Here is a 23,307-nt window from a genome sequence, read left to right on the forward strand (position 1 = left end):
GTTTCGGGCCGGCGTTCCGGTTCATGACTCAATACAGCAATCTGAACTTGATCGTATTCTCGATATTTCGAAGTTCACCGACGACCTCATCGGAGTAGTTCTTGGCCACGTCGGTGATCACATAGCCGATCTCCTCGGTGGTTTTCAGATACTGCCCCTGAATGTTGATGTCGTAGCGCGCGAAAATGGCGTTGATCTTCGCCAGAATCCCCGGCATATTGGCGTGAATATGCAGCAGGCGGTGCGAATCCTTCAGGAGCGGCAGTTGCAGCTCGGGGAAGTTGACGCTGCCGTAGGTGCTGCCGTTGTTGATGTATTCGAGCAGTTTACCCGGCACAAAATTCCCGATGTTTTCCTGGGCTTCCTCGGTGCTGCCGCCGATGTGCGGGGTCAGGATGACGTTCGGCAGGCCGCGCAGTTCGCTGACGAACTCCTCGTTGTTGGTTTTCGGTTCGTACGGGAATACGTCCACGCCCGCACCGGCCACCTGCCCGCTCTTCAGGGCCTCGACCAGCGCCGGAACGTCCACGATATGGCCCCGTGACAGGTTCAGAAAGATCACGCCGTTTTTCATCAGCGAAAACTCCCGGGCGCCGATCAGGTTTTTGTTGCTGGCCCGACCGTCGGTATGAAGACTGATGATGTCGGCCACGGCCAGCAGTTCGTCGAGCGTTTTGCATTTCCGGGCGTTGCCCAGCGCCAGCTTGTCCACGATGTCGTAGAAATACACCTCCATCCCGAGTGCTTCGGCAACCACCGACAACTGCGTCCCGATGTTGCCGTAGCCCACCAGGCCCAGTTTCTTCCCGCGCACCTCGAAGCTGTTCTTAGCGGATTTGTCCCAGACGCCCTCGTGCATCTTGTTGCTTTTCGGTACGATGTTCCGGATCAGCATGATGATTTCCCCAATCGCCAGTTCGACCACCGAGCGGGTGTTGCTGTAGGGGGCGTTGAAGACCGCAATGCCTTTCTTCGTACAGGTTTTAAGATCGATCTGGTTCGTGCCGATGCAGAACGCACCGATGCACATCAGTTTGTTGGCGGCCTCCAGCACGCGGCTCGTTACCTGGGTTTTGGAACGGATCCCGAGGATCGAGACGTCGCGAATCTTTTCGATCAGTTCGTCTTCGTCCAGGGCGCCTTTCAGGATTTCCACGCGGAACCCTTCGCTCTCGAATAGCTGAACGGCCACCGGGTGGACATTTTCGAGCAGCAGAACCTTGATCCGGCTTTTCGGATACGACTGACTGCGACTCAGCTTGTTATGATACAGAAACTCGTCCAGCGAGGGCGCGATATGGTCGGCTTTTTCAATGACTTTCGGTCGCATAACGTTCTCCGTAAAGGCGTAGAAGCGGTTCGCCAGACCCGATTCCTTGATCTCGTAGTCGGTATAACCGTCGCCTATCACGTAAATGTCTCCGTCGAGATTCAGGTTCCGGATCAGCTCGACCTTGCCGCGGTCGGAGGCCAGCGGGTTATCGCAGTCGCAGCCGACGATGTTGCCTTCCCCGTCGTAGACGAACGTGTTGGCAAAGACGTGGTCTTCCTTAATGCCGAGGAGCGTGACGATCGGCACGATAAACTCCTTGAAGCCGCTCGAAACGATGTAGATCTGGTCGGCGTGTTCGGTCAGAAACTGCCGGTTCCGCTGAAAGGAGTCGGAGATTTTGGTGCCCAGCGTTTCGATCAGGGCGGGCAGGTGGGACCGGTGGGCATTGAGCAGCTTCAGCCGGAGTTCGATCGATTTCGACAACGAAATCTCGCCCGACATCCCCCGGTCGGTAATGATCCTGATCTCCTCGAGAATCTGCTCCCGGTCGCGGTTGCCGGCCAGAGAGATTTCCCCCAGAACGTCCAGCGCTTCGACCTTCGTGAAGGTGCTGTCGAAGTCGATGACGAAATACGTTTGTTCGAGCGTTTTGGTTACCATATGGCTTACTGCCGGCTATTTTCGGCTTTTATAATCTCTTCCAGCGCCTGCCGAAGCGGTGGAAAATGAACACTTATGATTTTCCAGACTATTTCGTAGTCAATCCCAAAGTAATCATGAACCAGAACATGGCGCGACCGGATAATACGCATCCACTCGATCTGAGGGTGCTGCTCCCGAAAAGGTTTTGCAACCCGGTTGGCAGCTTCACCTAAAACCTGAACGTTTCTGACGACCGCATCGCGGACCATAGGCGCACTCATAAAGGTGTCGAAATCCAGCCCTTCCGTATAATTGCGAACCGCTTCGATAGCTTCCACCATATCGGCCAGCAAAACCAAATTCGAGCGTTCAGACATATTGCAATTGCCTGCTGACAAAGCTCATTAAACTGGGTTTGATTGCTTTTCGGGTGATTAGATCGACGCGTTTATGCAATAATTCCTCCAGTTCAATGGCCAGATCGACCACTTCGAAGCCAACCGGCTGACTAAATTCAACCATAATATCCACATCGCTTTCTTCCGTAGCCGTCCCGTCGGCATAGGAGCCGAACAAGGCCATGGTTTTGAGCGGATAACGCTGAAATAAAGCCTCCTTGTTGGCTTTCAGAATTTCCTTGATCGCTTCAGCATTCATAAGATTGCCGGAAATATAGCCGTTTCACTTTAACCAATACCTTTCAAAAAGCGCAACGCCCGCTGTTCGGACCAGTAAACCGGATTCCGCCGGTCGGCCGGAGCGAAACCGCAGTGGCCGCCCTCGGCCGGAAATTCCATCCAGACGCAGGGTAACTGCCGGGCCAGGTCTTCCGGGAAACATTCCCGCGACAGAAAAGGATCGTTTTTAGCGTTGACGATGAGTGTCGGAATGGTAATCCGGTCCAGATACTGCAATGAACTGCTCTGCCGGTAATAATCTTCCGCGTCGCGGAACCCGTGCAGCCGGGCCGTAAAATAATTGTCGAACTCCCGCAGCGTCCGGACGCTGCGGAGTCCCTCGGTCCGAATGGCGTTCGGCATCAGGGCGGCTTTCTCCAGCACCTTCCGCTTCAGCGTCCGGTTGAACCGGATGTTATAGATCCGGCTGTCCCAGGCTTCCAGCCGGCGGGATGCGCTCGTCAGATGCAGCGGAACCGAAAAAACCACCGCCTTTTTCAGCGACGGATGAACGGCTTTTCCCTGCTCGCCGAGATATTTTAAAGTGACGTTGCCCCCGGCGCTGAAGCCCATCAGATAAATTTCCCGATAGCCGCGTTGCAGGGCGTGTTGTATAACAAAATCTAAATCACCGGTTTCGCCGAGGTGATAAAACCGTACCTGGCGGTTCATCTCCCCGCTGCAGCTCCGGTAATGCCAGGCCAGGCAATCGTAGCCCCGGGCCGTCAGGTGCCTGACCATACCGGCCAGATACTGCCGCCGGCTGTCGCCCTCCAGCCCGTGCGACAGAAGCACCAGCGGGGCTGCGGACGGCGGCCGGGAGCCGACTGCGGAAACACTCCAGTCCAGATCCAGAAAATCGTCGTCCGGCGTTTCGATCCGCTCGCGGGTATAGGCCACCTCCACCTTCCGGAACAGCGAAGGGACAATGGTCTGGAGGTGGCCGTTCCACAAATGAGCGGGCGGGCGATAATCCGATGGAGCAATCAGCGGCATACGTTCTCCTGCGTGAACTACAAAAATAACGGGTTAGGCGGGGATTGGGAAAAGGAAGACGGAAAAAGGGCGGCAAACCGCCCTTCGCGGCTCATTTTCTCAATTAGATTCCTTTTTATCCTATAATATTTCAATAAATTCGACGGACCATTTAACTAAGATTCTCGACCGATTAAACTTTCGGTGTACATAAATCATCCAAGAATCGTTTTATTTGCACTGTTTGTATTCACTAAAAACCTTTTGAAATTTATGAAAAGAGGATTGTTGCTGATGACGATGCTGATTGTTTCAGCTCTGTTCTCCCAGGTGCTGGCTCAGGGCAATAGCGCCCCGATGAGTCCCCGGGTAACGGCCGAAAGCCCGAGCAAAACCGTAAAGATTGCTTATGGGCAGCCTTCAAAACGGGGCCGCGTCATCTTCGGCCCGAGCGGATTGGAAAAATTCGGCAAAGTATGGCGCACCGGCGCTAATGAAGCCACCGAGATTTCCTTCGCCAAAGATGTGATGTTTGGTGACAAAATGGTAAAAGCCGGTACGTATACGCTGTTCACCATCCCCGACGAAAAAGAGTGGACCGTGATCCTGAACAGCAAACTCGGCCAGTGGGGTGCCTACGACTACGAAAAGGTAAAAGGTCAGGATGTCGCCCAGATCAAGGTGCCGGCCAAAAGCAACAAGGCGCCGGTTGAAAAGCTGACCATCACACCGACCGACTCCGACGTCACCATCGCCTGGGATCAGGCGATGATCTCGATTCCGGTGAAAGCCGCCGGCGGTACGAACTGATCGTCCTTTCTTTCCCTGAATACAAAACCCGGTCCGACGACCGGGTTTTTCTTTTCCTTCCCCCTTCCCTCTCAGAAATTTTAATAAACATTTCGCCGGACATTCCGCTTAATACCGCACACAATCCGCATCAGATTGTGGATTTCATCGATTGTTCAACTAAAAAGGTACCATCATGGCTAACACGAAAGGAAAAGGCAATTTCGCCGACGATCCGGAACGGGCAAGAGAGGCTGGGAGAAAAGGTGGCCAGAACAAGGGCAAAAACAGCAATTCCGAGAACACGAGCCGTAAAAGCTCCAGCAAATGATTAATTACACAACAAAAGGACCGGAAACCGGCCCCTGGAAAAGGGCAGGCTTCCGGTCCTCTGTTTTTCTACCGGTGTTTATTCGCCGGTAATCGATCAGGGCTCGTCGGCATTTTTGGCGGCCGCACCGCCTTTGGCCGGAGCCGCCAGCGAATTGATCCAGGCCGCGATCTTCAGGGCATCGGCTTTCGGCACCTGCGGCATGGGCGGCATCTCGGTAGCATAATCGGGCCAGTTCTGCGGCTTCGGATTATAGATCAGCTCCACGATCTTCTCGTTGGAATACCCGCGCTTGGCGACGTCGGCGAACGCCGGTCCTACCTGCCGGCGTTCGGCGTTATGGCAGGCCGAGCAGGTGTGCCGGTTCAGCAGCGGCTTGATCTCCTCCAGCGTCGGGGCTTTGGCAATGGCCGTAGCCGTTTTCGCCGTCGGAGCGCCTGGGGTGGCCGCCGTCTTGACGCCGGCTTTTGCACCCGCTTTGGCGGGAGCGCCCTTTTTGGCCGGAGCCGCCGGAGCGGAAGAAGCCGCCGGGGTGGACGACGCTGCGGCCGAGTTGCGGGTGCTCACCTCCGACAGCGCCAGTTTCTGGCCGTCCGGAATGTTGTTCAGCGTATAATAAGCAGTCGGGTGAACCAGCGAGTACGACCCTTCGACCGACCGAACGCCGTCGAGCGTCAGGTTATGAATATAGTACTGGCGCAGGTTGTCCACGATCACGCGGACCTTCAGGCCGTCCGGCGATACTTTGACGCCCTTCACTTCGCATTTTTCCTTGTTCACCGTCGGGCTACCGTAAACCGGATGGTATTTATAAACGAAGCTTTCGGCCGCATATGATGCCAGGTCTTCAGCGGATTTGCGGTCGACGGGCATCGTGAATTCTACCTCGAACCCGTCCGGCATGGCCCGAACGGACCGCATCTCGAACGGCATCTGGTTGTTCCAGACCAGGCGCTGAAGCCCTTCGTCGGCATCGCCCGCCGAACCCCAACCGCGGTTGGTTTCACCGACGAAAAGCGAACCGTCCCGGCCCCAGGCCATCCGCAGGACGCCCGAGCGGAAACCGCTGCGGAAGTCAAAGGAAGCGCCCTGAAACTCACCGTTCACCTTTTCCAGGAATACCCGGGTAATCTTGCTCTGGCCCTGATCACCGACCAGCAGCTGGCCCGCAAACGGACCGAAGGCGCCCTGCGGAATCTGCACGATCTCGGAATTGGAGATACCCTGAATGCCGTGCGGAAGCCAGACGGCCGGCAGCTGCACTTCCGGAAACTCCTTTTTCATTTCGAAAAGCGTCTGAAATTTCTCATCAACGACGTTTTCTGGCTTGATGGCCCGGCCGCGCTCGTCACGGTTGTCGCGCGGGTCGATTTTGGCATACAGCTGCTCGGTGGTCAGTTTAACCGGAGAGTTCGGAGCGCCCGACCAGCGCAGACCGGCCGGGTGGCCCATGAACGCGCCTTTTTTGACGTGCCAGACCCCTCCCGACCCCATCCAGTCGCCCTGATTGTCGGTGTAGAACAGTTCACCGTCGATCATGCCGAGGCCGCACGGAGATCGGACCCCGGTGGCCCAGGGTTCAAGCTGGCCGGCGGGCGTAATCTTGAAGATCCACCCCCGCCAGGGGACGCGGCTTTCGCCCCGCCACCACTGCTCGTCGCCGAAGGCCACGTTACCCGACACGAAAAAGGAGCCGTCGGGGGCGATTTTCGGCCCGAAGCTGTATTCGTGGTAATGGCCCGACACCGGCCAGGCATAAACCGTCTCCAGAATTTCAGCCTTGCCGTCCTTGTTGGCGTCGACCAGTTTGGTCAGCTCCCCGCGCTGGGCGCAGTAGAGGGCCCCGTCCTTGTAGGCCAGACCCAGAATCTCGTGCAGGCCCGAAGCGAATTTGCGGAAGAAAGGCCGGCGGCTGGTCGGGTTCTCGACGATGAACACATCGCCCCGGCGGGTCGCCACGCCCAGGTCGCCGTTGGGCAGCAGGGTCATGCCGCCCACTTCGAGCAGCGTGCCTTCCGGAGCGACCACCCGCATGATTTTGTAGAAATCTTCCTCCTTGGGCGATTCCTGCGCCCAGCCCACCGAAGCGATCCCGGCCGACAGCAGCAGGCTGAGGGCGGTCCGGCGGAAATGAGTAATACCATTGAAAGACATAGGAAACGATATTTTAGCGCACCGGCCCCGGTGCGGAATGATTAAAACAGGATCGAATAACTCAGTTTACCCCGCACCGGAACGATCAGTTCCTGGCGGCTGCCGACGCTCCGAACGCTGGGTTTGGCTCCCCCGGCGTCATCGACCCGCAGGTAATAGCTTTTCCCGTCGACGGCATACATCCCGTTGGGCAGCGTTTCGATGGTGCTGCCTTCAGCCAGTCGGGCGAAAAGATCACCGGACGGGTTCTGCACCGAAATGTCCCGGCGGACCCCCTGGCCGTTCTCCAGCACCCGGATGGCATCCTCCACCGCAGCGCCGTAGACGCCGTAGCGGAACGTGGGCCGGTCGCTTTCGTCGAGCATGTAGCCTTTCGGCCGGAAACCGCTGCCGGTGGTATCGGCGGCCCAGGGCGCCTGCGGAGAGGCCAGCCGGCCGATCGTCAGCACCGGTGCGCCCATGCGCTGCACCATGCCGCTCGGCCGCGAAGAGCCGTCGCCCCGGCTGTGCCACATGGGCGTCGCGTCGAGGAACAGACCGCGCCACACCTGAATGAGGGCCCCTTTGTCCATATCGTAGGTGTAATGAACGCGCTCCGGGCTGCCGACCGAAACCGCATGAACGACCCGCATCGGGCGTCCCTGCGCCGTCCGGACGTTGGGCAGATCCATGAAGCTCCGCAGAATGGTATTCGACGGAGCGTCGATCATGATCGGTTCGACGGGTTCATTCTCCACGCTGCTGCCGGCATCGCTGATGAGGTATTCCCGGATGCCGGGGCCGGAAACCGCCAGGCCGATGGACGGTTTGGCCCAGTCCATGAATTTGGCATACATTAGTTCGAACGGCACGTCGCCTGCGGGCAGGGTAATCCGGCCGCGGCCGCCCCGGTCACCGGGGTTGATCACCACCTGGTTGTTGATTTTCATCAGGCCGCCCCCGCCGGCCGTGCCGAGGTTGAAGGCATATTCGCCGGGTTCCTTCACCTTCAGCGTGCCGGTATACCGGATCAGAAATTCGTTCGGAATGCGGGTTACGTTCGAGCTCAGGATGACGGAAGACCCTTCGGCTTCGGGGGGCAGTTTGGCAAAATCCGGCTCCTTGTCGAACTTCCCTTTATACACGGCGTATTTCAGGTTGGTCAGTTCAGGGCGCGGTTTATCGTAGTTCCTGATCATGATGTTGCGAAACGCCACCGGGCCGTGGTCGCCCTGAATGAGCAGGGGCCCCATCGGTTTTTCGTCGTTGGCGATCGGGCCGCGGGTCGGGCCGGTCAGTTCGACGTTTTCGTGGATGGTGACGCCGTTCAGTTCGACGAGCAGCATGCGGGCGTTTTCGATTTTTTTGCCGCCGGCGTCGAAGCGCGGAGCCTGGAAGGAGATGCGCAGGTGCTGCCACAGGCCGGGGGCACGGCTGGCGTTCTGGCGGGGCGCATGGCCCTCGTAGCCTTTCTGCCCTTCGGGACGGCTGTCGTCCCAACGCTCGTAGATACCGCCGTTGTCGCCGGCTTTCGGGATTTTGACGCCCCAGCTGTCGAGCAGCTGGACTTCGTAGCGGCCCTGCAGATAGATGCCGGAGTTCGACCCTTTGGCGATCATATAATCCAGTTCCAGATCGACGTCCCCGTGCTGAAGCGCGGTCACCAGGTTACTCTTGTTCTTGTCGTCGGGCAGATTCACCAGCGTACCGGTTCCTTTGGAGGAAGTCAGGGCATTGTTCTTTGCCAGATCGGCGGTCACGTCGCCGACGATGGACCAGTTCTTTCCGATGTTCGGAAAAGCACTTAAGTCGTTGAGTGGCAGGGCCGACATTCCGGCCTGGGCGGACGCGCTGCCGGCCGGCTGGGCGAATGCCAGGCCGGCGCTGCATACCCACCCGACGCCCATCAGCAGTCGGGCAAATGTGGTAGTCATAAAGTTGAACATCATTAGGTTTGGCGATTAGCGCGGAAAGTTACCAATTTTTCTCAGGCAAGGACAGGAATTTGACAATTGCCCTATCTTTGAAGGCGTATACCTCAAATTCTTTTCGATCAATGAAAAAAAGTGCGTTGACCCTTGCTTTCCTTACGGGGGCGGCCGGGCTGGCCCTGGCTCAACCTCAGCCCAGTAAGCAGACCCCCGAATCGACCGAAATCTGGGAACCCGTTCCGCGCATCGTCACTGCCGGAACCTCCTCTCCCGCGGCTTCCGGCCTCACCGCCCCCTCCGACGCCATCGTGCTTTTCGACGGCAAGAATCTCAACAACTGGGTTTCTTCCAAAGACGGCTCGGCCGCCAAATGGACCGTGGCCGACAACGCCATGACCGTCGCCAAAGGAGCCGGCGATATTCAGACCAAACAGGAATTTGAAGATTATCAGCTGCATATCGAATTCCGGGCACCGTCCGAGGTGGTCGGCACCGGGCAGGGACGCGGCAACAGCGGTATTTTCATGCAGGGCATCTACGAACTCCAGGTGCTCGACAGCTACGATAACCGTACCTATTCCAACGGCCAGGCCGGGTCGATCTACAAACAGACCATGCCGCTGGTGAACGCCAGCCGTAAACCCGGCGAATGGCAGATGTACGACGTCATCTATACTGCCCCGAAGTTCAACAAGGACGGCATGATGCTGGCCCCGCCCTACATCACCGTGCTGCATAACGGCGTGCTGGTGCAGAACCATACGGCCATCAAAGGCCCGACGCCCTACGTCGGTCTGCCCATCGTGAAGCCCCACGGCAAAGGCCCCATCAAACTTCAGGACCACGGCAACCCGACCAGCTTCCGCAACGTCTGGATTCGCGAACTCTAAGCCGCTCCGCCCCCACTCCGACAGCCTCCGTCCACCCGGCCGGAGGCTGTCCGCTTCTGGGGCCAGACGGCAGAAAAACCGGCCCGTCCGAAACATATTGCCCGGATAATACGTACTTTACGTGTATCTGCCTTGCCCCATGAAGTATCTTCTTTTGCTTTACTGCCTGGCCTTTATGAGCGACAAACCCGCTTACCGGCTCCTGACGGGCAATCTGAAACCGTCCAGCTACGACAAGATGCTGAAGGAAGCGGCCCGCGCCGATGTCGTCCTGTTCGGCGAACTGCACAACAACCCGATCTGTCACTGGATGGAACTGCAGCTGGCGAAGGACCTGTACGGGGAGAAAAAGGACGCGCTCGTGCTGGGAGCCGAGATGTTCGAAGCCGACAATCAGCCGGCGCTGTCGGATTATCTCAGCGGACGGATTACCGACAAGGAATTTCCCAAACAGGCCCGGCTCTGGGCCAACTACGCTACCGACTACCGTCCGATCGTCGACTTTGCCCGGCAGAACCGCATCGCCATGATCGCGACCAACGTGCCCCGGCGGTATGCGGGCACCGTCGCCCGCCAGGGACTGACGGCCCTCGACTCGCTGCCCGCCCGCGACAAAAGCTGGATTGCGCCCCTGCCCATCGACGTGGACCTGAATCTGCCCGGCTACAAGGCCATGCTGGGCATGATGCACGGCGATACGCCCACCCCGGCGACCGGCGGCACGGCGGCCGCCGACCCGGCCGCGAACTTTGCCCGCGCGCAGGCCATTAAGGATGCCACCATGGCGCACTTCATCCTGCAGAACCGCAAACCCGGCACCACCTTCCTGCACCTCAACGGCTCCTATCACTCCAATAACTTCGAAGGCATCGTCTGGTACCTGCGCCAGAAACAGCCCGACCTGAAAATCATAACCATCGCGTCCGTCGAGGTGCCTGACCTGGAGCGGCCCGAAAAAACCGGTGAGAATCTGGCCAGCTTCGTCCTGCTCATCCCCGACGACATGACCAAGACCTACTGAGCGAATGCTGAAAGACCGCCGTCTGCTGCTGATCTACGCCATTGTATTTGTGGATGTTGTCGTCGGCTCGGCGATCAGCCCGATCCTGCCGGATTTCGTCAAGGGCCGCCCCGAACCGCAGCTCTGGCTGGCCGTCGGAACGGCCCTGTTTCTGGGTATTCAGCTGTTCTCGGCCCCCCTGCTGGGCAAGCTGTCGGACAGTATCGGCCGGCGGCCCGTGATGCGGCTTGCTGCGACAGGCACGTTTCTGGCCGACCTGCTCCTGCTGCCGATCCGGACCTGGGCCTACCTGAGCAACCGCCTGAGCGACGGCCTCACCAACGGGATGTATGCCACCGTGCGGTCGGCCATCGCCGATATTTCGCCGAAGGAAGACCTCTTTCGGAATATGGGCATCGAGGGTACCATCGTGTCGTTCGGTTTCGTGCTGGGACCGATGGTTTCGGGCCTGCTCCTGACCGCCCTCGACGTGCCGGCCCCCGAGCAGGCCCGGACCGTGGTGCAGATCGCCATCGGTCTGTCGGCCCTCAATCTGCTGCTTTCCTTTTTACTGAAGGAAACCCACCGCAACCGCAGCCCCCTCGAACCGGCGCAGCTGCGGAGGGAGGTGGTGCGCTCCCTCAACGTCCTGACGCTCTGGAACCGGCTCCGGATGAAAGACCGTGACAAGCCGGGGCTGATGATTCTGGTCGTGATGCAGATCTGCCTGATGATGAGCCAGGGGTATTATTTCTACTTCGTCACCTTCATTAGCCTCGGTCCGCTGCACCTCGACGCCCGCGGCATCTCGTTCTTCTTCATGTATTTCGGTCTCCTGAGCGTGGTGATCAACTTTGTGTTCTACACCTACCTTGCCGACCGCATCGACCAGCGCCGGACCATCGTCTGGTTCGCACTCGCCGGGCTGCTGATCCATGTAGCCTACGCCAACGTCGGAACCTCCCTGTTCGGGCTATATGCCATCGTCACCGTCGACTGCCTGACCATCTCGCTCATCTGGGGCCTGCTCGAAGGGCTGACCGCCCGCCTGACCACCGACGACGATCGGGGCGAAATCTTCGGCATCAACCAGGCGCTCAACGGGCTGGCCAGCTTCACCACGACCGTGGTGTTCGGAGGGTTGTCGATTCTGGACCTGCGGTTTCCGTTCTACTGGTTCGCGCTCTGCATTGCGGCCGTGGGCGCGCTGGCGTGGTGGAAGTTCCGGCCGGTCCCGAACCTGGAAGAATCGACCAGGGTTTAACCGTTTCTGAGCATGCGGTCGGCCAGCGCCGGGGCCAGGCGGTAGATCCATCGGAACATCCCGGCTTTTCCGACATAAATTTCCGGACGGTCCGCTTCCCAGCCCCGCAGGATTTCATCGGCGGCCTGTTCCGGGCTGATCTTGCCGCGCCCACGCCCGCTGGTCATGGGCGTATCCACCAACGGCAGCATCACCTCCATCACCCGGACCGGGGTTCCTTCCAACTGGTACCGCAGCGCTTTCGTGAAGATGCGAAGGCCGGCTTTGGTAGCGCAGTAGACCGGGGCCGAACGCTTGGGCGAGAGGGCCAGCCCGGAGGTAATGTTCAGAATAGCGGCCTCCGGCTGCCGCCGAAAACCCGGCAGGAGGGCCTCACAAAGCTGGACGGCCGCCGTTAGGTTCGTCCGGATTTCACTCTCGATGCGGGAATAGGCCTCCGGGTCATCGCCCAGCCGGTAGTTGAACTGCACCCCGGCGTTGTTGATCAGCACGTTACAATCCGGAAAGTCGGTTTGAAGGGTTAAAATCAGTTGCTGAAGGTCCGCTTCGGAAGAAAGGTTGCAGGCCATGAACCGCGCTTCCGGGTAACGGGGGGCCAGTTCGGCGATCTTTTCCCGATTTCGCCCGACCACCAGCAGGCGGTTTCCGGCTTCGTACAGCCGCTCCAGCAAAGCCAGCCCGACACCTGAGGTGCCGCCCGTCAGCAGAATGGTGTTTCCGGTAGTTTTCATGGTCGCAGCTCTCCTTTTTCAAACTTTTGGAACCCGTTTTCCAGCGAGACGATCACGTCTTTCAGCACCACATACGGCACCGTGAACAGGGCGGTATCCCGGAGGTGCTCCATGAAATGGTAGTAGTCCTGCAACTCGTCGCAGGAAATCATCAGCAGGTCGGAGACGAGGGCGTGAAAAGCCTCGCTGTCGAAAAACCGGGCGCTGAGCCGGTTCTCATAGCGGGCCAGCAGCGGGGCGACGGTTTCGCTGAAAAAGGCACTGCGCTGCTCCCGGGTCCGGGCCAGCCAGGCCGGTGTGGTCTGATAGAGGACAAAAACCGTGTATTTCATCGTTTGAATCGTTGACAGAGCAAAACAAAGGCACTGCCCGGCCAATGTCATTTACATAGGTAAAGAAACGGTGCTCAAAGGGTTGCCCGGATTCGGCTCAGTTGCGTGGGCGTAATGCCCAGATGGGAAGCGATATGGTATTGGGGAATGCGCTGGTCAAGGCCGGGGTACTCGCGCAGAAACTTTTCGTAGCGAGTCCGGGCATCGAGCGTCACCAGGTCGATCTCGCGCTGCTCCTTCACCAGAAACAGGTATTCGGCCTGCCGGCGGGCAAAGCGCTCGAGGCAGGGATAGAGGTCATACAGGGCCTCGATCCGGCGATAGTCGGCCACCAGCAGGCGGCAGGGCGTCAGCGCCTGCACGTGCAGATGACTGGGCCGGTTCTGAAGAAAGGAATAATAGATCGCCAGAAAATCGTCTTCCATGAACAATGTCTTGTTGTACTCGACGCCGTCCGGCGAGGTGAAATAGGCTCGCAGAACGCCCTCCAGTACGAAAGCGACGTCGTAGGTCGGCTCGCCGGCCCGGACCAGAAATTCGTGACGGGCCAGGGTGCGTGGCCGGAAAAGGCCGGACAGCGCCGACCGCGCTCCGGGCGTCAGAACCGAACTGCTTTCAATGAGGGCCAGAAGTCGTTCCACAACAATTAGGTTTTTTTACCGATTAACTGATTAACTTACAGACACTTACCAGTAAGACAAAAAATAATTCAAATTTTTTCGGCCGGGAGAAATCCGGAGGGGCTTCTCGCTCGTAAGTCTATGGCAAGCGGTATAAGGCTCTGAGGAGGTAGAGTTTTTGCTGCCATACACGTTTCCGAAGAAAAGCCCGGCTGCAAAGCGTCCGGGCTTTTTTGTTTATCGTTTTTTAATCTGCCCCGGAATCCCCCCAGCCCCGTATCCTTCTTATATTTGTCATAGCCGGCCTGCTCAACGTACCGCCGGATTTTTTATGCACGAAATTGAACCCTTTTACAACTGGGAGAAGCACTATATCGCTTCCGAAGATCCCCAGTCTCCTTTCTACGGCCGAACCTACGACATGACCCATTATACCCATGATATTTATGGGTATTACATTCACCCGCTCTGGGATGAGATCGGTTCCGAGACGCTCTACTGCAAGATTCTGTTTGCCGACTACCACCGGCGGTTCGTGATCATCGAGCTGTTCGGCGAATGGAATGACACGCTGCACAACGACATCATGTATCTGAAGCGCCAGGTCATCGACCCGCTCGTCGACCGGCAGATCAACAAATTTATCCTGATCGGCGAAAACATCCTGAATTTTCACGGTTCCGACGATTCTTACTATGAGGAGTGGTTCGAGGATGTGGAAGACGGCTGGATCGCGGCCGTGAATTTCCGGGATTTTGTCGAAAGCGAGTGGAAACGGTATCGCCTGGATTATTATATGAACTTCGGCGGCACCCTCGACGAGATCGACAACTGGCGGACGCTGAAACCCGGCGCCCTGTTCGACCTTGTCAACGGGTTAATTGTGAGACGGTTAGGCTGAAAAATTTGATATTTTCGAAATTCTGTCCAACTTGACCGGCTCACTCATCCCCCGAACCGCATGGAAGACAAACTGAAACAACTCACCGACCAGGCCGCCCAAACCGCCCAGGAGGCCCAGGAAGCCGCCGGCCGCAAAATCGAAGAACTCAAAGTCGAAGCCCGGGAAACCATGCAGACGGCTTCGGCCCGGCTGGAGGAAGTGAAAGCCGAAGCAAGCGAAAAATTCGAGGAAATCAAATCGGAAGCCGCCGAGAAGCTGGCCGAACTGAAAGTCGAGGCCGCCGAACAACTCGGTGTCCTCTCCGAAAAACTGGAAGAACTCCGGGGCGACGCCGGAGAAACCCTCGACGAGGTGAAAGAAAAAGCCAAAGGTTTTTTCAACGAACTTTTCGGTGATTCGGAGAAGCCGGAGGAAGGCCCCAAACCCTGACCTCCGGAGAGCCTTCAGCCCCTGAGCGGTTGTGAGGAGAAACCCTTTTGTCCTCCCGACCGGCTTATCCTCCCGACGCCCTTTGCCATCCCGCCCGTTTTTGTCATCCTGAGGAACAAGGGCACGGCTGCCGGAAAGGACGATGCCCTGATTTGAGTCGCAGAGCGACTGAATGGCTGTAGCTTTCGCAAGGCAGCAACCAGCAGAGCAGTGCCTGAAGGCACTTCACCCCTTCCCCGGACAGGCTCCGGAGGTTTTCCTTTTTTGCCGTCTCCCGCGCCGGAAAACCTTTTTCTGACTGAACGGTTATTACAGAAATGTTTTTCGGCTGCAGAAGCCCTCACCCTTTAATACGTAACGACGTTATGGAATCAAATGTGTTTCATGATTCAAGACCGGCCGGCCTGATGGACCCCGACCACGCCGACGACAAGTTTGGTCAGGATCAGGCTCAGACTCATATGGTGAAACTGGTGGACGGAAAGCTCGTGCCGACGGCGGATACCGAAAGCATCTCGCCCGACGACCTCACCAACCAGTATGCCAACGACGAAGAACAGGGCCTCAACGCCCCCAATCATAAAACCTACGACCGGGTTGATGTGGGCCGGAATGACGACGATCAGGATCAGATTCAGGGCCAGGAGGGCACTCAGAATCCGACCGGCGAAATGATCCCGGCAACGCCGGACCCCAACAACCCGATCCCGGCGGCCCCGGAAACGCCAAGCCCGCCGGCACCCGTCCCGGCCGGCCCCGAAATTCCCGACCTCCCGGGCGAATCCCGCCCCGACCGTCCGGAAATAACCGAACCGTCGCAGCCGGGCCGTTCGCACGAGATCAATAACCAGGGCGGTTCCAACTAAGAAAGCGTATGGAAACCGGTAAGGATGCATCGAAGGGACCCGGTATGCCGGGTTCCGACGTTCCCACCCAGGGCACGAATCCGGGTACGAAGGAACACGTTCCCGGACGGCCTTCGTCCCAGGCAGACCCCGGCCCCGACGAGGGCATGGAGGAAAAACCGGATACCGGCGATTCGGCGCGTCCCTATGACGTCAACGCCCGGGACGCCGACCCCTATCAGCCTGCCGAACGGCCCCAGGAGACGGCCCAGATGATGGACCAGCCCCGCGAGGCCCTCGACGAAAGCGCCGTAAAAAAAGGCCCCATGGAAAACCATCAGACCGCCGAAGCGCCGTCGGACATGAAATCGACGGACCAGCTCGATCGGAACTACAACGATCCCGAAGCCGCCCGACAGGACGTCATCTGACCGCGCAGCGGACAGGATATCCTACAGAGCCTCTCCATCCGGAGGGGCTTTTTTTATGCCCGGAACCGGAAACGACGGGCCTGATTATCCGGCTAAAATAACCGCTTCAGAAACGGCATTTTCCGTTTCATCGGGTTGGACGCTCCGCCGGAGGGGTTGGCGGGTTCTATCTTTGGGGACGTAAACAACAAAAGACAATGAATCCGTTACGGACCCTCTATTTCGGCTTTGCCCTCCTCGTTTCTCTGTCCTCCTGTAAACATGAGGTCGATCCGGTCAGCCCGGAACAGCCGAACGTTCCCTCCGAACAACCGCAGAAGCGGCCCGGAAAAGTGTATCCGGTCGGTAGCCCGCAGGGAGCCGCCGTCACCGCGACCATCGGCCCGGCCGGCGGGCAGCTGACCTCCGCCGACGACCGGCTGACGATCATCGTTCCGGCCGGCGCGGTGGATGCGGCCCAGACCTTCAGCATTCAGCCGATCGGCAGCACCGGCCCCCAGTCGCTGGGCAACGCCTTCCGGCTGTCGCCCCACGGCACGACGTTTAAAAAGCCGGTAACCATTCGCTTCCGGTACAACCCGGCCATGCTGACCGGCTCGGTGGCCGAAGCGCTGGCCCCGGCCTACCAGAACGATAAAGGCGTCTGGACGCTGGCGGCCAAAGGAAAGGTAGACAAGGCGGCCCAGGCCGTCACGGTAGAAACGACGCACTTCAGTGACTGGGCGCTCCTGGAGCGGGCCAAATTGCTGCCGGAAATCGGTTTCGTGAAACCGGGAGAAGATATCGGCCTGGAGGTAATCGTTCTGAACGACGAAATCCTCGTGCCGATGGTAAAGGATACGGAAATTCCTGAACCGTATGTTTCCCCCGCGGATCTGATCGACGCAAGTACCTGGAAGCTCGCCGGTTCCGGAAACCTGACACCCGACAATTGGAAAGCCCGGTATGTGGCTCCCAACGCATTGCCCGCCGTGAATCCGGTGGCGGTGAGTGTTAAACTGAAGGCTCCGACCTCCATCGACGGCCAGACTTTCGGGGAACTGCAGCTGGTGTCGAACCTCTATATCGGCAGCGAGGGCCTCACCTTCCGGATAAACGGCGGCAAGTGGATCACCACCCTGGCGACAGGGCGGCTGCTGACCCAGCAGGGCATCCGGTATCTCGACATGGCCGCGGGCGTTACGCAGGAAGGAAACAACTGGGGCGTCAACATCCAGACCTACCAGCCTCCGGTGGAAACGGATGAGAACCTGGCATTGACCTATACCAGCATGACGATGCCGTGGTCGCTCGAACCGACCAGTCCGCTCTTTCACCTTACGGATGAAAAAGGAAAAGTGTATTACAAACACTTCTACGCCGTTCCGCCGGTTTTCATTCCCAGCCCCGGCGCCCTCACCTTCTATCGGTTCGGCAAGAAAGGCGACTACATCATCGGGAAGTTCGAGATGGAGAAGGCCGGGGTGTACAACGACACCCGGGGCTACCTCGGGACCGCCCGGATCGAAGGCTTCTTCCGCATGAAACGGGCGTTGTAACCGACTGCCCCGGCGGGTGGCTGAATACCCGCCGGGGTGTTTGACAATAAAAATAAAAAGCCGGATTTCCGGCGGAAGACGGTCTCTTTTCCGTTTAGAAAGTAAAGGTTTTCCCGGCCCCAGTCGAACTGAGGGCCTTTTTTCATGGGAGCTTATTATAAAAAGTCGTAACTTACGGCTCCTTGTAACCTTACTTTCTCAATTTATGGAAAAACCTGAACAGGCTTCCTCCCGTCGTTCCTTCATTAAAAAACTGGGCCTGGCAGGCACGGCAGCGGCAACGGCCCCGGCGGCACTGGCCGGCACCGGCAGCGCCCCGGCTTATCTCAACCTGATCAAACGTCATAACAGCACGGCCGCCAACGACCGCATCCGGATCGCCCTCGTCGGCACCGGCGGCATGGGCATCGGCGATACCCAGACGGCCCTGATGGTCGAAGGCGTGGAGATGGTGGCCGCCTGCGACCTCTACGACGGCCGTCTGCGCCGGGCGAAGGAATTGTGGGGCGATGCCCTTTTCACCACCCGCGATTACCGCCAGATCATCGAGCGTCAGGACGTGGACGCCATCATCAACGGCACCACCGACCACTGGCATGAGAAAATCTCGACCGACGCCATGCGGAAAGGCAAGCACGTCTACTGTGAAAAGCCGATGGTGCAGAAGTTCGAGGACGGCCACACGATCATCAAAGTCCAGAAAGAAACCGGAAAGGTCTTCCAGGTGGGCAGCCAGTTTGCCAGTTCCATCATCATCAGCAAGGCCAAACAACTCCTGAAAGCCGGCGACATCGGCGAGCTGGTCTTCGCCGAAGCGCAGTATGACCGGCACAGTGCCATGGGCGCCTGGCAGTATTCGATTCCGCCGGATGCCTCTCCGCAGACCGTCGACTGGGACACCTACCTCGGCACCGCCCCCAAACGGGCCTGGGACCCCCTGCGGTTCTTCCGCTGGCGCAATTACCAGGACTACGGCACGGGCGTGGCCGGTGACCTCTACGTACACCTCCTGACGACGCTCCACACCATCACCGGTTCCAAAGGTCCCAACCGGATCTTCGCCAGCGGGGGTCTGCGGTACTGGAAAGACGGCCGCGACGTGCCGGACCTTCACCTCGCCATTTACGACTACCCCAAAACCGCCGAACATCCCGAGTTCAACCTCACCACCCGGGCCAACTTCGTCGACGGGGGCGGGGGCGGCTACCTCGTCCGGCTCGTCGGCACGGAAGGCGATCTGGCCATCGGCTGGGACAGCCTGACCGTCCGGCACCACAAACTGCCCAAGGCGCCGGGCCTGTCGATCGACAACTTCCCGAAAGATCAGCAGGAAGCCTACCTGAATGAATACAAGAAGCTTTACCCGACCGTGTACGAGATGGAAGGGCCGCGCGAGATGGTCTATAAAACGCCGAAGGAGTATAAGGGCGACCGTTATGAGCACTTCGTAAACTTCTTCGATTCCATCCGGAACAACAAGCCGTCCATTGAGGACGCCACCTTCGGGCTGCGGGCCTGCGGTCCGACCCAGTGCGGCAACATCAGCCTGTTCAAAAAGCAGATCGTCGGATGGGACCCGAATGCAATGAAAATTCAGAATACCGTATAACGACTAAACCATGAAAAGAAGAACCCTTGCAATCGGCCTGCTGGCCGGTATCATTTCCCTGACGAGCTTTACCGGCCCCGAAAAAAAACCGGGGAAATGGGTGTCGCTCTTCGACGGCAAAGCCATTAAAGGCTGGCACAGCTACCAGAAAGACAAGGTGGTCGGCTGGAATATCGAAAACGGAACCCTGACGCCCGACGGAACCGGAGGGGACCTCGTGACGGATAAGGAATACGAGAACTTCGAACTGGAGTTCGAGTTCAAACTGCCCGCCAAAAGCAACAGCGGGGTGATCTACAAGGTCATCGAAAGCCCGGACTACAAAACCACCTACATGTCGGGACCGGAATACCAGGTCATCGACGACAAGGGCTATCAGCTGGGCGACGGCGCCAAACTGAAGGGCAGCCAGATGACCGGCGCCAACTACGACATGCAGGCTCCCAGCGACCTGAACGTCGTGAAGCCCGCCGGTGAGTGGAATACCGGCCGGATCATCGTGAACAACGACCACGTCGAGCATTACCTGAACGGGAAGAAAGTGGTGGAATACCACTACGGCAGCGACGCCTGGAAGCAGATGGTGTCCCAAAGCAAGTTCAAGGATTGGGCGTATGCCAAACCGCACGCCAAAGGTAAAATTGCGCTCCAGAACCACAGCCCTCAGGAAGTGGTCTGGTACCGAAACATCCGCATCCGGGAGTTATAGTTTACTGGTATTCAGTCGATTCGGTGGCCCGGATTGCCGGGCCACCCCTTTTTCCGTATGAGGCACGTTCTTTTCTGGCTCGCAGCGTTCGGTAGTTTGTGCATAGAAGCAGCCGCCCAGCCTCTTCCCTCCGCGCTTTTTAAGGAAATCAGAGCCCGCAGCATCGGCCCGGCCACGGCCGGGGGCCGGGTGACGTCCGTCGATGCCGTCCGCACCCAACCGGACGTCATCGTGGCCGGAACAGCTTCGGGCGGGGTCTGGAAGTCGGAGAACGGCGGGACTTCCTGGAAACCCCTGTTCGACGACCAGGCCACCCTGAACATCGGTGCCGTCGCCGTCCAGCCCAACAACCCCGCCGTCCTGTGGGTCGCCACGGGCGAAGCCCATCCCGACCGCATCACCGGCTCCGGCAACGGCCTGTACAAATCGCTCGACGGGGGCCGGACCTGGAAACGAATCGGGCTTGAACGATCCTTTCACATCAGCCGCATCCTGATCGATCCCGGCCAGCCCAATACCGTTTACGCCGGGGTGCTGGGTTCCCCCTTTTTCGACCATCCCGAACGCGGCCTGTACCGCACGACCGACGGGGGACGAAGCTGGGAGCAGCTGCTTTTCACCAACCAGCAGTCGGGCGTGGCCGATGTGGTCATGGACCCGACCAACCCGCAGAAGCTGCTGGCGACGCTCTGGCAGCACCACCGGACGCCCCGGGCACTCCAGTCGGGCGGCCCCGGTTCCGGGTTGTTCATCACTTACGACGGCGGGCGGACCTGGAGCCGGAAGGGCCGGGCCGACGGGCTTCCGGAAGGCAGCGGGCCGATGCGGCTGGCCATTTCGCGAAGCCGACCCGGCCGGGTGTTCGCCCAGGCTGAATCGACGCTGTACCGTTCCGAAGATGGGGGTGAAACCTGGATTTCGGTCAACAATACCCTGAATATCAACGACAAACCATTAACCGGCATCCGGCAGATCGAAGTCGATCCCGGCAATGAAAACCGGCTTTATCTGCTGGCCGACTTACCGGCGGTGTCGGAAGACGGCGGCAAAACCTTTCAGCTCCTGAGCGACCGGTTGCCCGCCGGCCAGCAAACCCTCTGGATTCATCCCGACCGGCCGGACCTGCTCATCGCCGGCAGCGAAGGCGGGATTGCCCTCAGCCGCGACCGGGGCCGCACCTGGAACCAGCCAGAAACCCTGCCTGTCGGTACCTTCACCTCCGTCGTTTCCGATCATCAGATGCCCTATCGGATCTATGCCGGTACGGATCGGAACGGCACCTGGACCGGACCCGCCTATCGATTTGGCCCGGACGGCCTGCGCAACCACGACTGGCAGATCCTGACCGACGGAACCACCCTCCAGCCCGACCCGCAGGCGCCCCGCTTTGTGTATGCAGCCTCGAAAACCGGCCGGCTGATGCGGTATGACCGGCAATCCGGGCAGACCATTTCCATCGACCCGCTGCTGACCGATTCGGCGGCCCTGCGGACTTCCGCGCCCGAAGCCGGGCTGGCCGTGGACCCATCCGCGCCCAACACGCTGTATTTCGGCCGCCGGGTTCTGTACCGATCATCCGACCGGGGCGACACCTGGCAACCCGTTTCGCCCGAACTGGCCGGTCCTTCGGCCGCCGTCACTACCGTGGCTCCGGGTCCCGGAGAACCGGGCATTCTCTGGACCGGCACGACGGAAGGAAGCGTTCATCTGACCCGCGACGGCGGAAAGACCTGGGTGAATCTGCGGAACCGCATTCAGGGCCTGCCGGCGGGTGTTCCCATCCGGCAGATTTCAACCTCACGACACCGGGCCGGAGAAGCGTTCCTTACGGCCGAAAATTTCCGGAACGGCGGGGATAGCCGCCCGTTCGTCTTCCGCACTACCGACTATGGGCAGACCTGGATACGGCTCCTCGATGAACGGCGGGTGAGCGGCTATGCGCTCTGCTTTCTTCAGGACCCCGTGGAACCGCGCCTGCTGTTTGCCGGGACCGAAACCGGCCTCTGGATCAGCATCGACGACGGAAAAAGCTGGACCCGCTGGGTACACGGCCTGCCCTCCGTGGCGGTGACCGGGCTGGCCCTTCAGGAACGGGAAGCCGACCTGATCATCGCTACCAGCGGCCGGTCGGTGTATGTTCTCGACAACCTCCGGCCCCTGCGCCGGCTGGCGGCTTCCGGGCTTCGGCTGCTCGACCGCCCGCTGTTGGTTTTCGAGTCGCCGGAAGGGTGGTTCACGGCCGTCGGAAAACCGGCCGGAAGCCTGAGCCGGGCCGAAAACCATTACTCGGGCCGGAACCGGCCCGAGGGGGTGACGCTCACCTTCTTTATCGCCCCCGGCAGCCGTCCGTCCCCGTCCGACGAAACCCCATCATCTTCCTCCGCTTCGCCGGCCAGCAGCAAGCTACGCCGGAGCATCATGCGGACGAAGGAATCCGGCGCTCCTCCGGCCCGGCCGGCGACCCCTCCGGCAACCGCCGTTTCCGCCCTTCCAAAATCGGAAACACCCGCATCGGTTTCCGGCTCCGCCGATTCGTTATTTGTGCGGATTTACGACGAAGGCAGCCGCCTTCTGCGGACACTCGGCCAGCCGGCGGATACCAGCGCCGGGATGCAGCAGATCACCTGGGACCTGCACGAACGGATGCCGGGGGCTTCGGTCGGTGCCGGGCCGGAGGCTCTGCCGGTGCTTCCCGGACGCTACAAACTGGTTTTCCATTACGGCAATCTCCGGGATTCGACCGAGGTGACCGTCAAACCCGACCCCGCCCTCGACTACCGTCCGGAAGCCGTCGCGGCCCGCCGGGCGCTGCTCGACCGGCTTTCGCGTTGTCAGGTCCGGCTGGCGGAAGCCGCGCACCGGATTCAGGAGGCTCTGGACGGGGCGGACCTGGTGCTGAAACAGACCCAAACCGGGCAGGGATCGGAGTTCGAAGCCCTCCGGTCCGAATCCCGCTCGATCCGGCAGCTTCTCCGGACGGAACAGAACCGGTGGGCGGACACCATTGCCGGACGGCAAAGCCTGCCGGAACAGATTCAGGAACTCCGGCTTTTCCTGATCGGACGGACGGACGTGCCCACCGCTGCCGAATCCCGGCTGGTGGGGGCGGTGGAAACGCGGCTTCAGAACGGGCTGGACGAAAACAACCGCTTTTTTCGGAGCCGATGGTCGGCCTACTGCGAGAGGGTGGCCGTCATGCCGTTGCAGCTTTTGAAGAGATATGAGGATATAAAGTGAAAAAGTGATATTTTTAG

General features: G+C 59.3%; 22 protein-coding genes. 13 read left to right on the forward strand and 9 right to left on the reverse strand.

What is annotated here, in order from left to right; all coding sequences use genetic code 11:
• Positions 1-28: 28 nt before the first annotated feature.
• From serA to DX909_RS13845, 4 genes are read right to left on the reverse strand one after another with little or no spacing between them, the layout of a single operon-like run.
• Positions 29-1,933, reverse strand: coding sequence for a phosphoglycerate dehydrogenase (gene serA, locus DX909_RS13830; protein WP_128545775.1), 1,905 nt, complete (start codon positions 1,931-1,933; stop codon positions 29-31).
• Positions 1,934-1,938: 5 nt separating this feature from the next.
• Positions 1,939-2,292: a HepT-like ribonuclease domain-containing protein gene (locus DX909_RS13835; RefSeq protein WP_128545776.1), complete on the reverse strand. Its 354-nt coding sequence runs from the start codon at positions 2,290-2,292 to the stop codon at positions 1,939-1,941.
• Positions 2,285-2,572, reverse strand: a complete 288-nt coding sequence (locus DX909_RS13840) for a nucleotidyltransferase family protein (RefSeq protein ID WP_128545777.1) — start codon at positions 2,570-2,572, stop codon at positions 2,285-2,287. The genes DX909_RS13835 and DX909_RS13840 overlap by 8 nt, the downstream gene beginning before the upstream one ends.
• 29 nt (positions 2,573-2,601) lie before the next feature.
• Positions 2,602-3,588 carry a YheT family hydrolase gene (locus DX909_RS13845; protein ID WP_128545778.1) on the reverse strand — a complete coding sequence of 329 codons (987 nt, stop codon included), beginning with the start codon at positions 3,586-3,588 and terminating at the stop codon, positions 2,602-2,604.
• 252 nt (positions 3,589-3,840) lie between these two features.
• On the opposite strand from DX909_RS13845, the gene DX909_RS13850 reads away from it, so the two are divergent.
• Positions 3,841-4,377: a DUF2911 domain-containing protein gene (locus DX909_RS13850; protein ID WP_128545779.1), complete on the forward strand. Its 537-nt coding sequence runs from the start codon at positions 3,841-3,843 to the stop codon at positions 4,375-4,377.
• A 175-nt stretch (positions 4,378-4,552) separates the two neighbouring features.
• Complete coding sequence (locus DX909_RS29905) at positions 4,553-4,687, forward strand: KGG domain-containing protein (protein WP_128545780.1); 135 nt, start codon at positions 4,553-4,555, stop codon at positions 4,685-4,687.
• A gap of 96 nt (positions 4,688-4,783) precedes the next feature.
• On the opposite strand, the gene DX909_RS13860 is transcribed toward DX909_RS29905, so the two are convergent.
• Together DX909_RS13860 and DX909_RS13865 are read right to left on the reverse strand one after the other, a co-directional pair.
• Positions 4,784-6,841 carry a c-type cytochrome gene (locus DX909_RS13860; protein WP_128545781.1) on the reverse strand — a complete coding sequence of 686 codons (2,058 nt, stop codon included), beginning with the start codon at positions 6,839-6,841 and terminating at the stop codon, positions 4,784-4,786.
• Between the two features lie 41 nt (positions 6,842-6,882).
• Positions 6,883-8,754: a 3-keto-alpha-glucoside-1,2-lyase-like domain-containing protein gene (locus DX909_RS13865; protein ID WP_229311044.1), complete on the reverse strand. Its 1,872-nt coding sequence runs from the start codon at positions 8,752-8,754 to the stop codon at positions 6,883-6,885.
• Positions 8,755-8,876: 122 nt separating this feature from the next.
• Here DX909_RS13865 and DX909_RS13870 point away from each other — a divergent pair, with 122 nt between their 5' ends.
• From DX909_RS13870 to DX909_RS13880, 3 genes are all read left to right on the forward strand, one after another.
• Positions 8,877-9,641 carry a 3-keto-disaccharide hydrolase gene (locus DX909_RS13870; RefSeq protein WP_128545783.1) on the forward strand — a complete coding sequence of 255 codons (765 nt, stop codon included), beginning with the start codon at positions 8,877-8,879 and terminating at the stop codon, positions 9,639-9,641.
• Between the two features lie 139 nt (positions 9,642-9,780).
• The gene (locus DX909_RS13875) at positions 9,781-10,662 is read left to right on the forward strand and encodes a ChaN family lipoprotein (RefSeq protein ID WP_128545784.1); all 882 of its coding nucleotides are present in this window, start codon (positions 9,781-9,783) and stop codon (positions 10,660-10,662) included.
• Between the two features lie 4 nt (positions 10,663-10,666).
• Positions 10,667-11,905, forward strand: a complete 1,239-nt coding sequence (locus DX909_RS13880) for an MFS transporter (RefSeq protein ID WP_128545785.1) — start codon at positions 10,667-10,669, stop codon at positions 11,903-11,905.
• Here the strand turns inward: DX909_RS13880 and DX909_RS13885 are convergent.
• The 3 genes from DX909_RS13885 to DX909_RS13895 all read right to left on the reverse strand — a co-directional run bounded on the left by DX909_RS13885 (position 11,902) and on the right by DX909_RS13895 (position 13,609).
• Positions 11,902-12,636 carry an SDR family oxidoreductase gene (locus DX909_RS13885; protein WP_128545786.1) on the reverse strand — a complete coding sequence of 245 codons (735 nt, stop codon included), beginning with the start codon at positions 12,634-12,636 and terminating at the stop codon, positions 11,902-11,904. The two genes, DX909_RS13880 and DX909_RS13885, sit on opposite strands and share 4 nt — an antisense overlap.
• A complete protein-coding gene (locus DX909_RS13890; protein WP_128545787.1) occupies positions 12,633-12,968 on the reverse strand; it encodes a darcynin family protein in 336 nt (111 codons plus the stop codon). The genes DX909_RS13885 and DX909_RS13890 overlap by 4 nt, the downstream gene beginning before the upstream one ends.
• 74 nt (positions 12,969-13,042) lie before the next feature.
• Positions 13,043-13,609 carry a Crp/Fnr family transcriptional regulator gene (locus tag DX909_RS13895; protein WP_128545788.1) on the reverse strand — a complete coding sequence of 189 codons (567 nt, stop codon included), beginning with the start codon at positions 13,607-13,609 and terminating at the stop codon, positions 13,043-13,045.
• A 310-nt stretch (positions 13,610-13,919) separates the two neighbouring features.
• On the opposite strand from DX909_RS13895, the gene DX909_RS13900 reads away from it, so the two are divergent.
• From DX909_RS13900 to DX909_RS13935, 8 genes are all read left to right on the forward strand, one after another.
• A complete protein-coding gene (locus tag DX909_RS13900; protein WP_128545789.1) occupies positions 13,920-14,489 on the forward strand; it encodes a hypothetical protein in 570 nt (189 codons plus the stop codon).
• A 60-nt stretch (positions 14,490-14,549) separates the two neighbouring features.
• A complete protein-coding gene (locus DX909_RS13905; RefSeq protein WP_128545790.1) occupies positions 14,550-14,921 on the forward strand; it encodes a hypothetical protein in 372 nt (123 codons plus the stop codon).
• Between the two features lie 365 nt (positions 14,922-15,286).
• Positions 15,287-15,787, forward strand: coding sequence for a hypothetical protein (locus DX909_RS13910; protein ID WP_128545791.1), 501 nt, complete (start codon positions 15,287-15,289; stop codon positions 15,785-15,787).
• An 8-nt stretch (positions 15,788-15,795) separates the two neighbouring features.
• Positions 15,796-16,197 (forward strand): hypothetical protein, encoded by a 402-nt coding sequence (locus DX909_RS13915; protein WP_128545792.1) that lies wholly within the window; start codon positions 15,796-15,798, stop codon positions 16,195-16,197.
• A gap of 197 nt (positions 16,198-16,394) precedes the next feature.
• Positions 16,395-17,735: a hypothetical protein gene (locus DX909_RS13920; protein ID WP_128545793.1), complete on the forward strand. Its 1,341-nt coding sequence runs from the start codon at positions 16,395-16,397 to the stop codon at positions 17,733-17,735.
• 205 nt (positions 17,736-17,940) lie between these two features.
• On the forward strand, positions 17,941-19,344 hold the full coding sequence (locus DX909_RS13925; RefSeq protein WP_128545794.1) for a Gfo/Idh/MocA family protein: 1,404 nt from the start codon (positions 17,941-17,943) through the stop codon (positions 19,342-19,344).
• Between the two features lie 10 nt (positions 19,345-19,354).
• Entirely contained in the window at positions 19,355-20,053 is a 699-nt protein-coding gene (locus DX909_RS13930) for a 3-keto-disaccharide hydrolase (RefSeq protein ID WP_128545795.1), read from the forward strand.
• Between the two features lie 57 nt (positions 20,054-20,110).
• Complete coding sequence (locus tag DX909_RS13935) at positions 20,111-23,290, forward strand: VPS10 domain-containing protein (RefSeq protein WP_128545796.1); 3,180 nt, start codon at positions 20,111-20,113, stop codon at positions 23,288-23,290.
• The last annotated feature ends 17 nt before the right edge of the window (positions 23,291-23,307 follow it).

It is taken from the genome of Larkinella soli (assembly GCF_003703975.1).
GTDB classification, from domain to species: Bacteria; Bacteroidota; Bacteroidia; order Cytophagales; family Spirosomataceae; genus Larkinella; species Larkinella soli.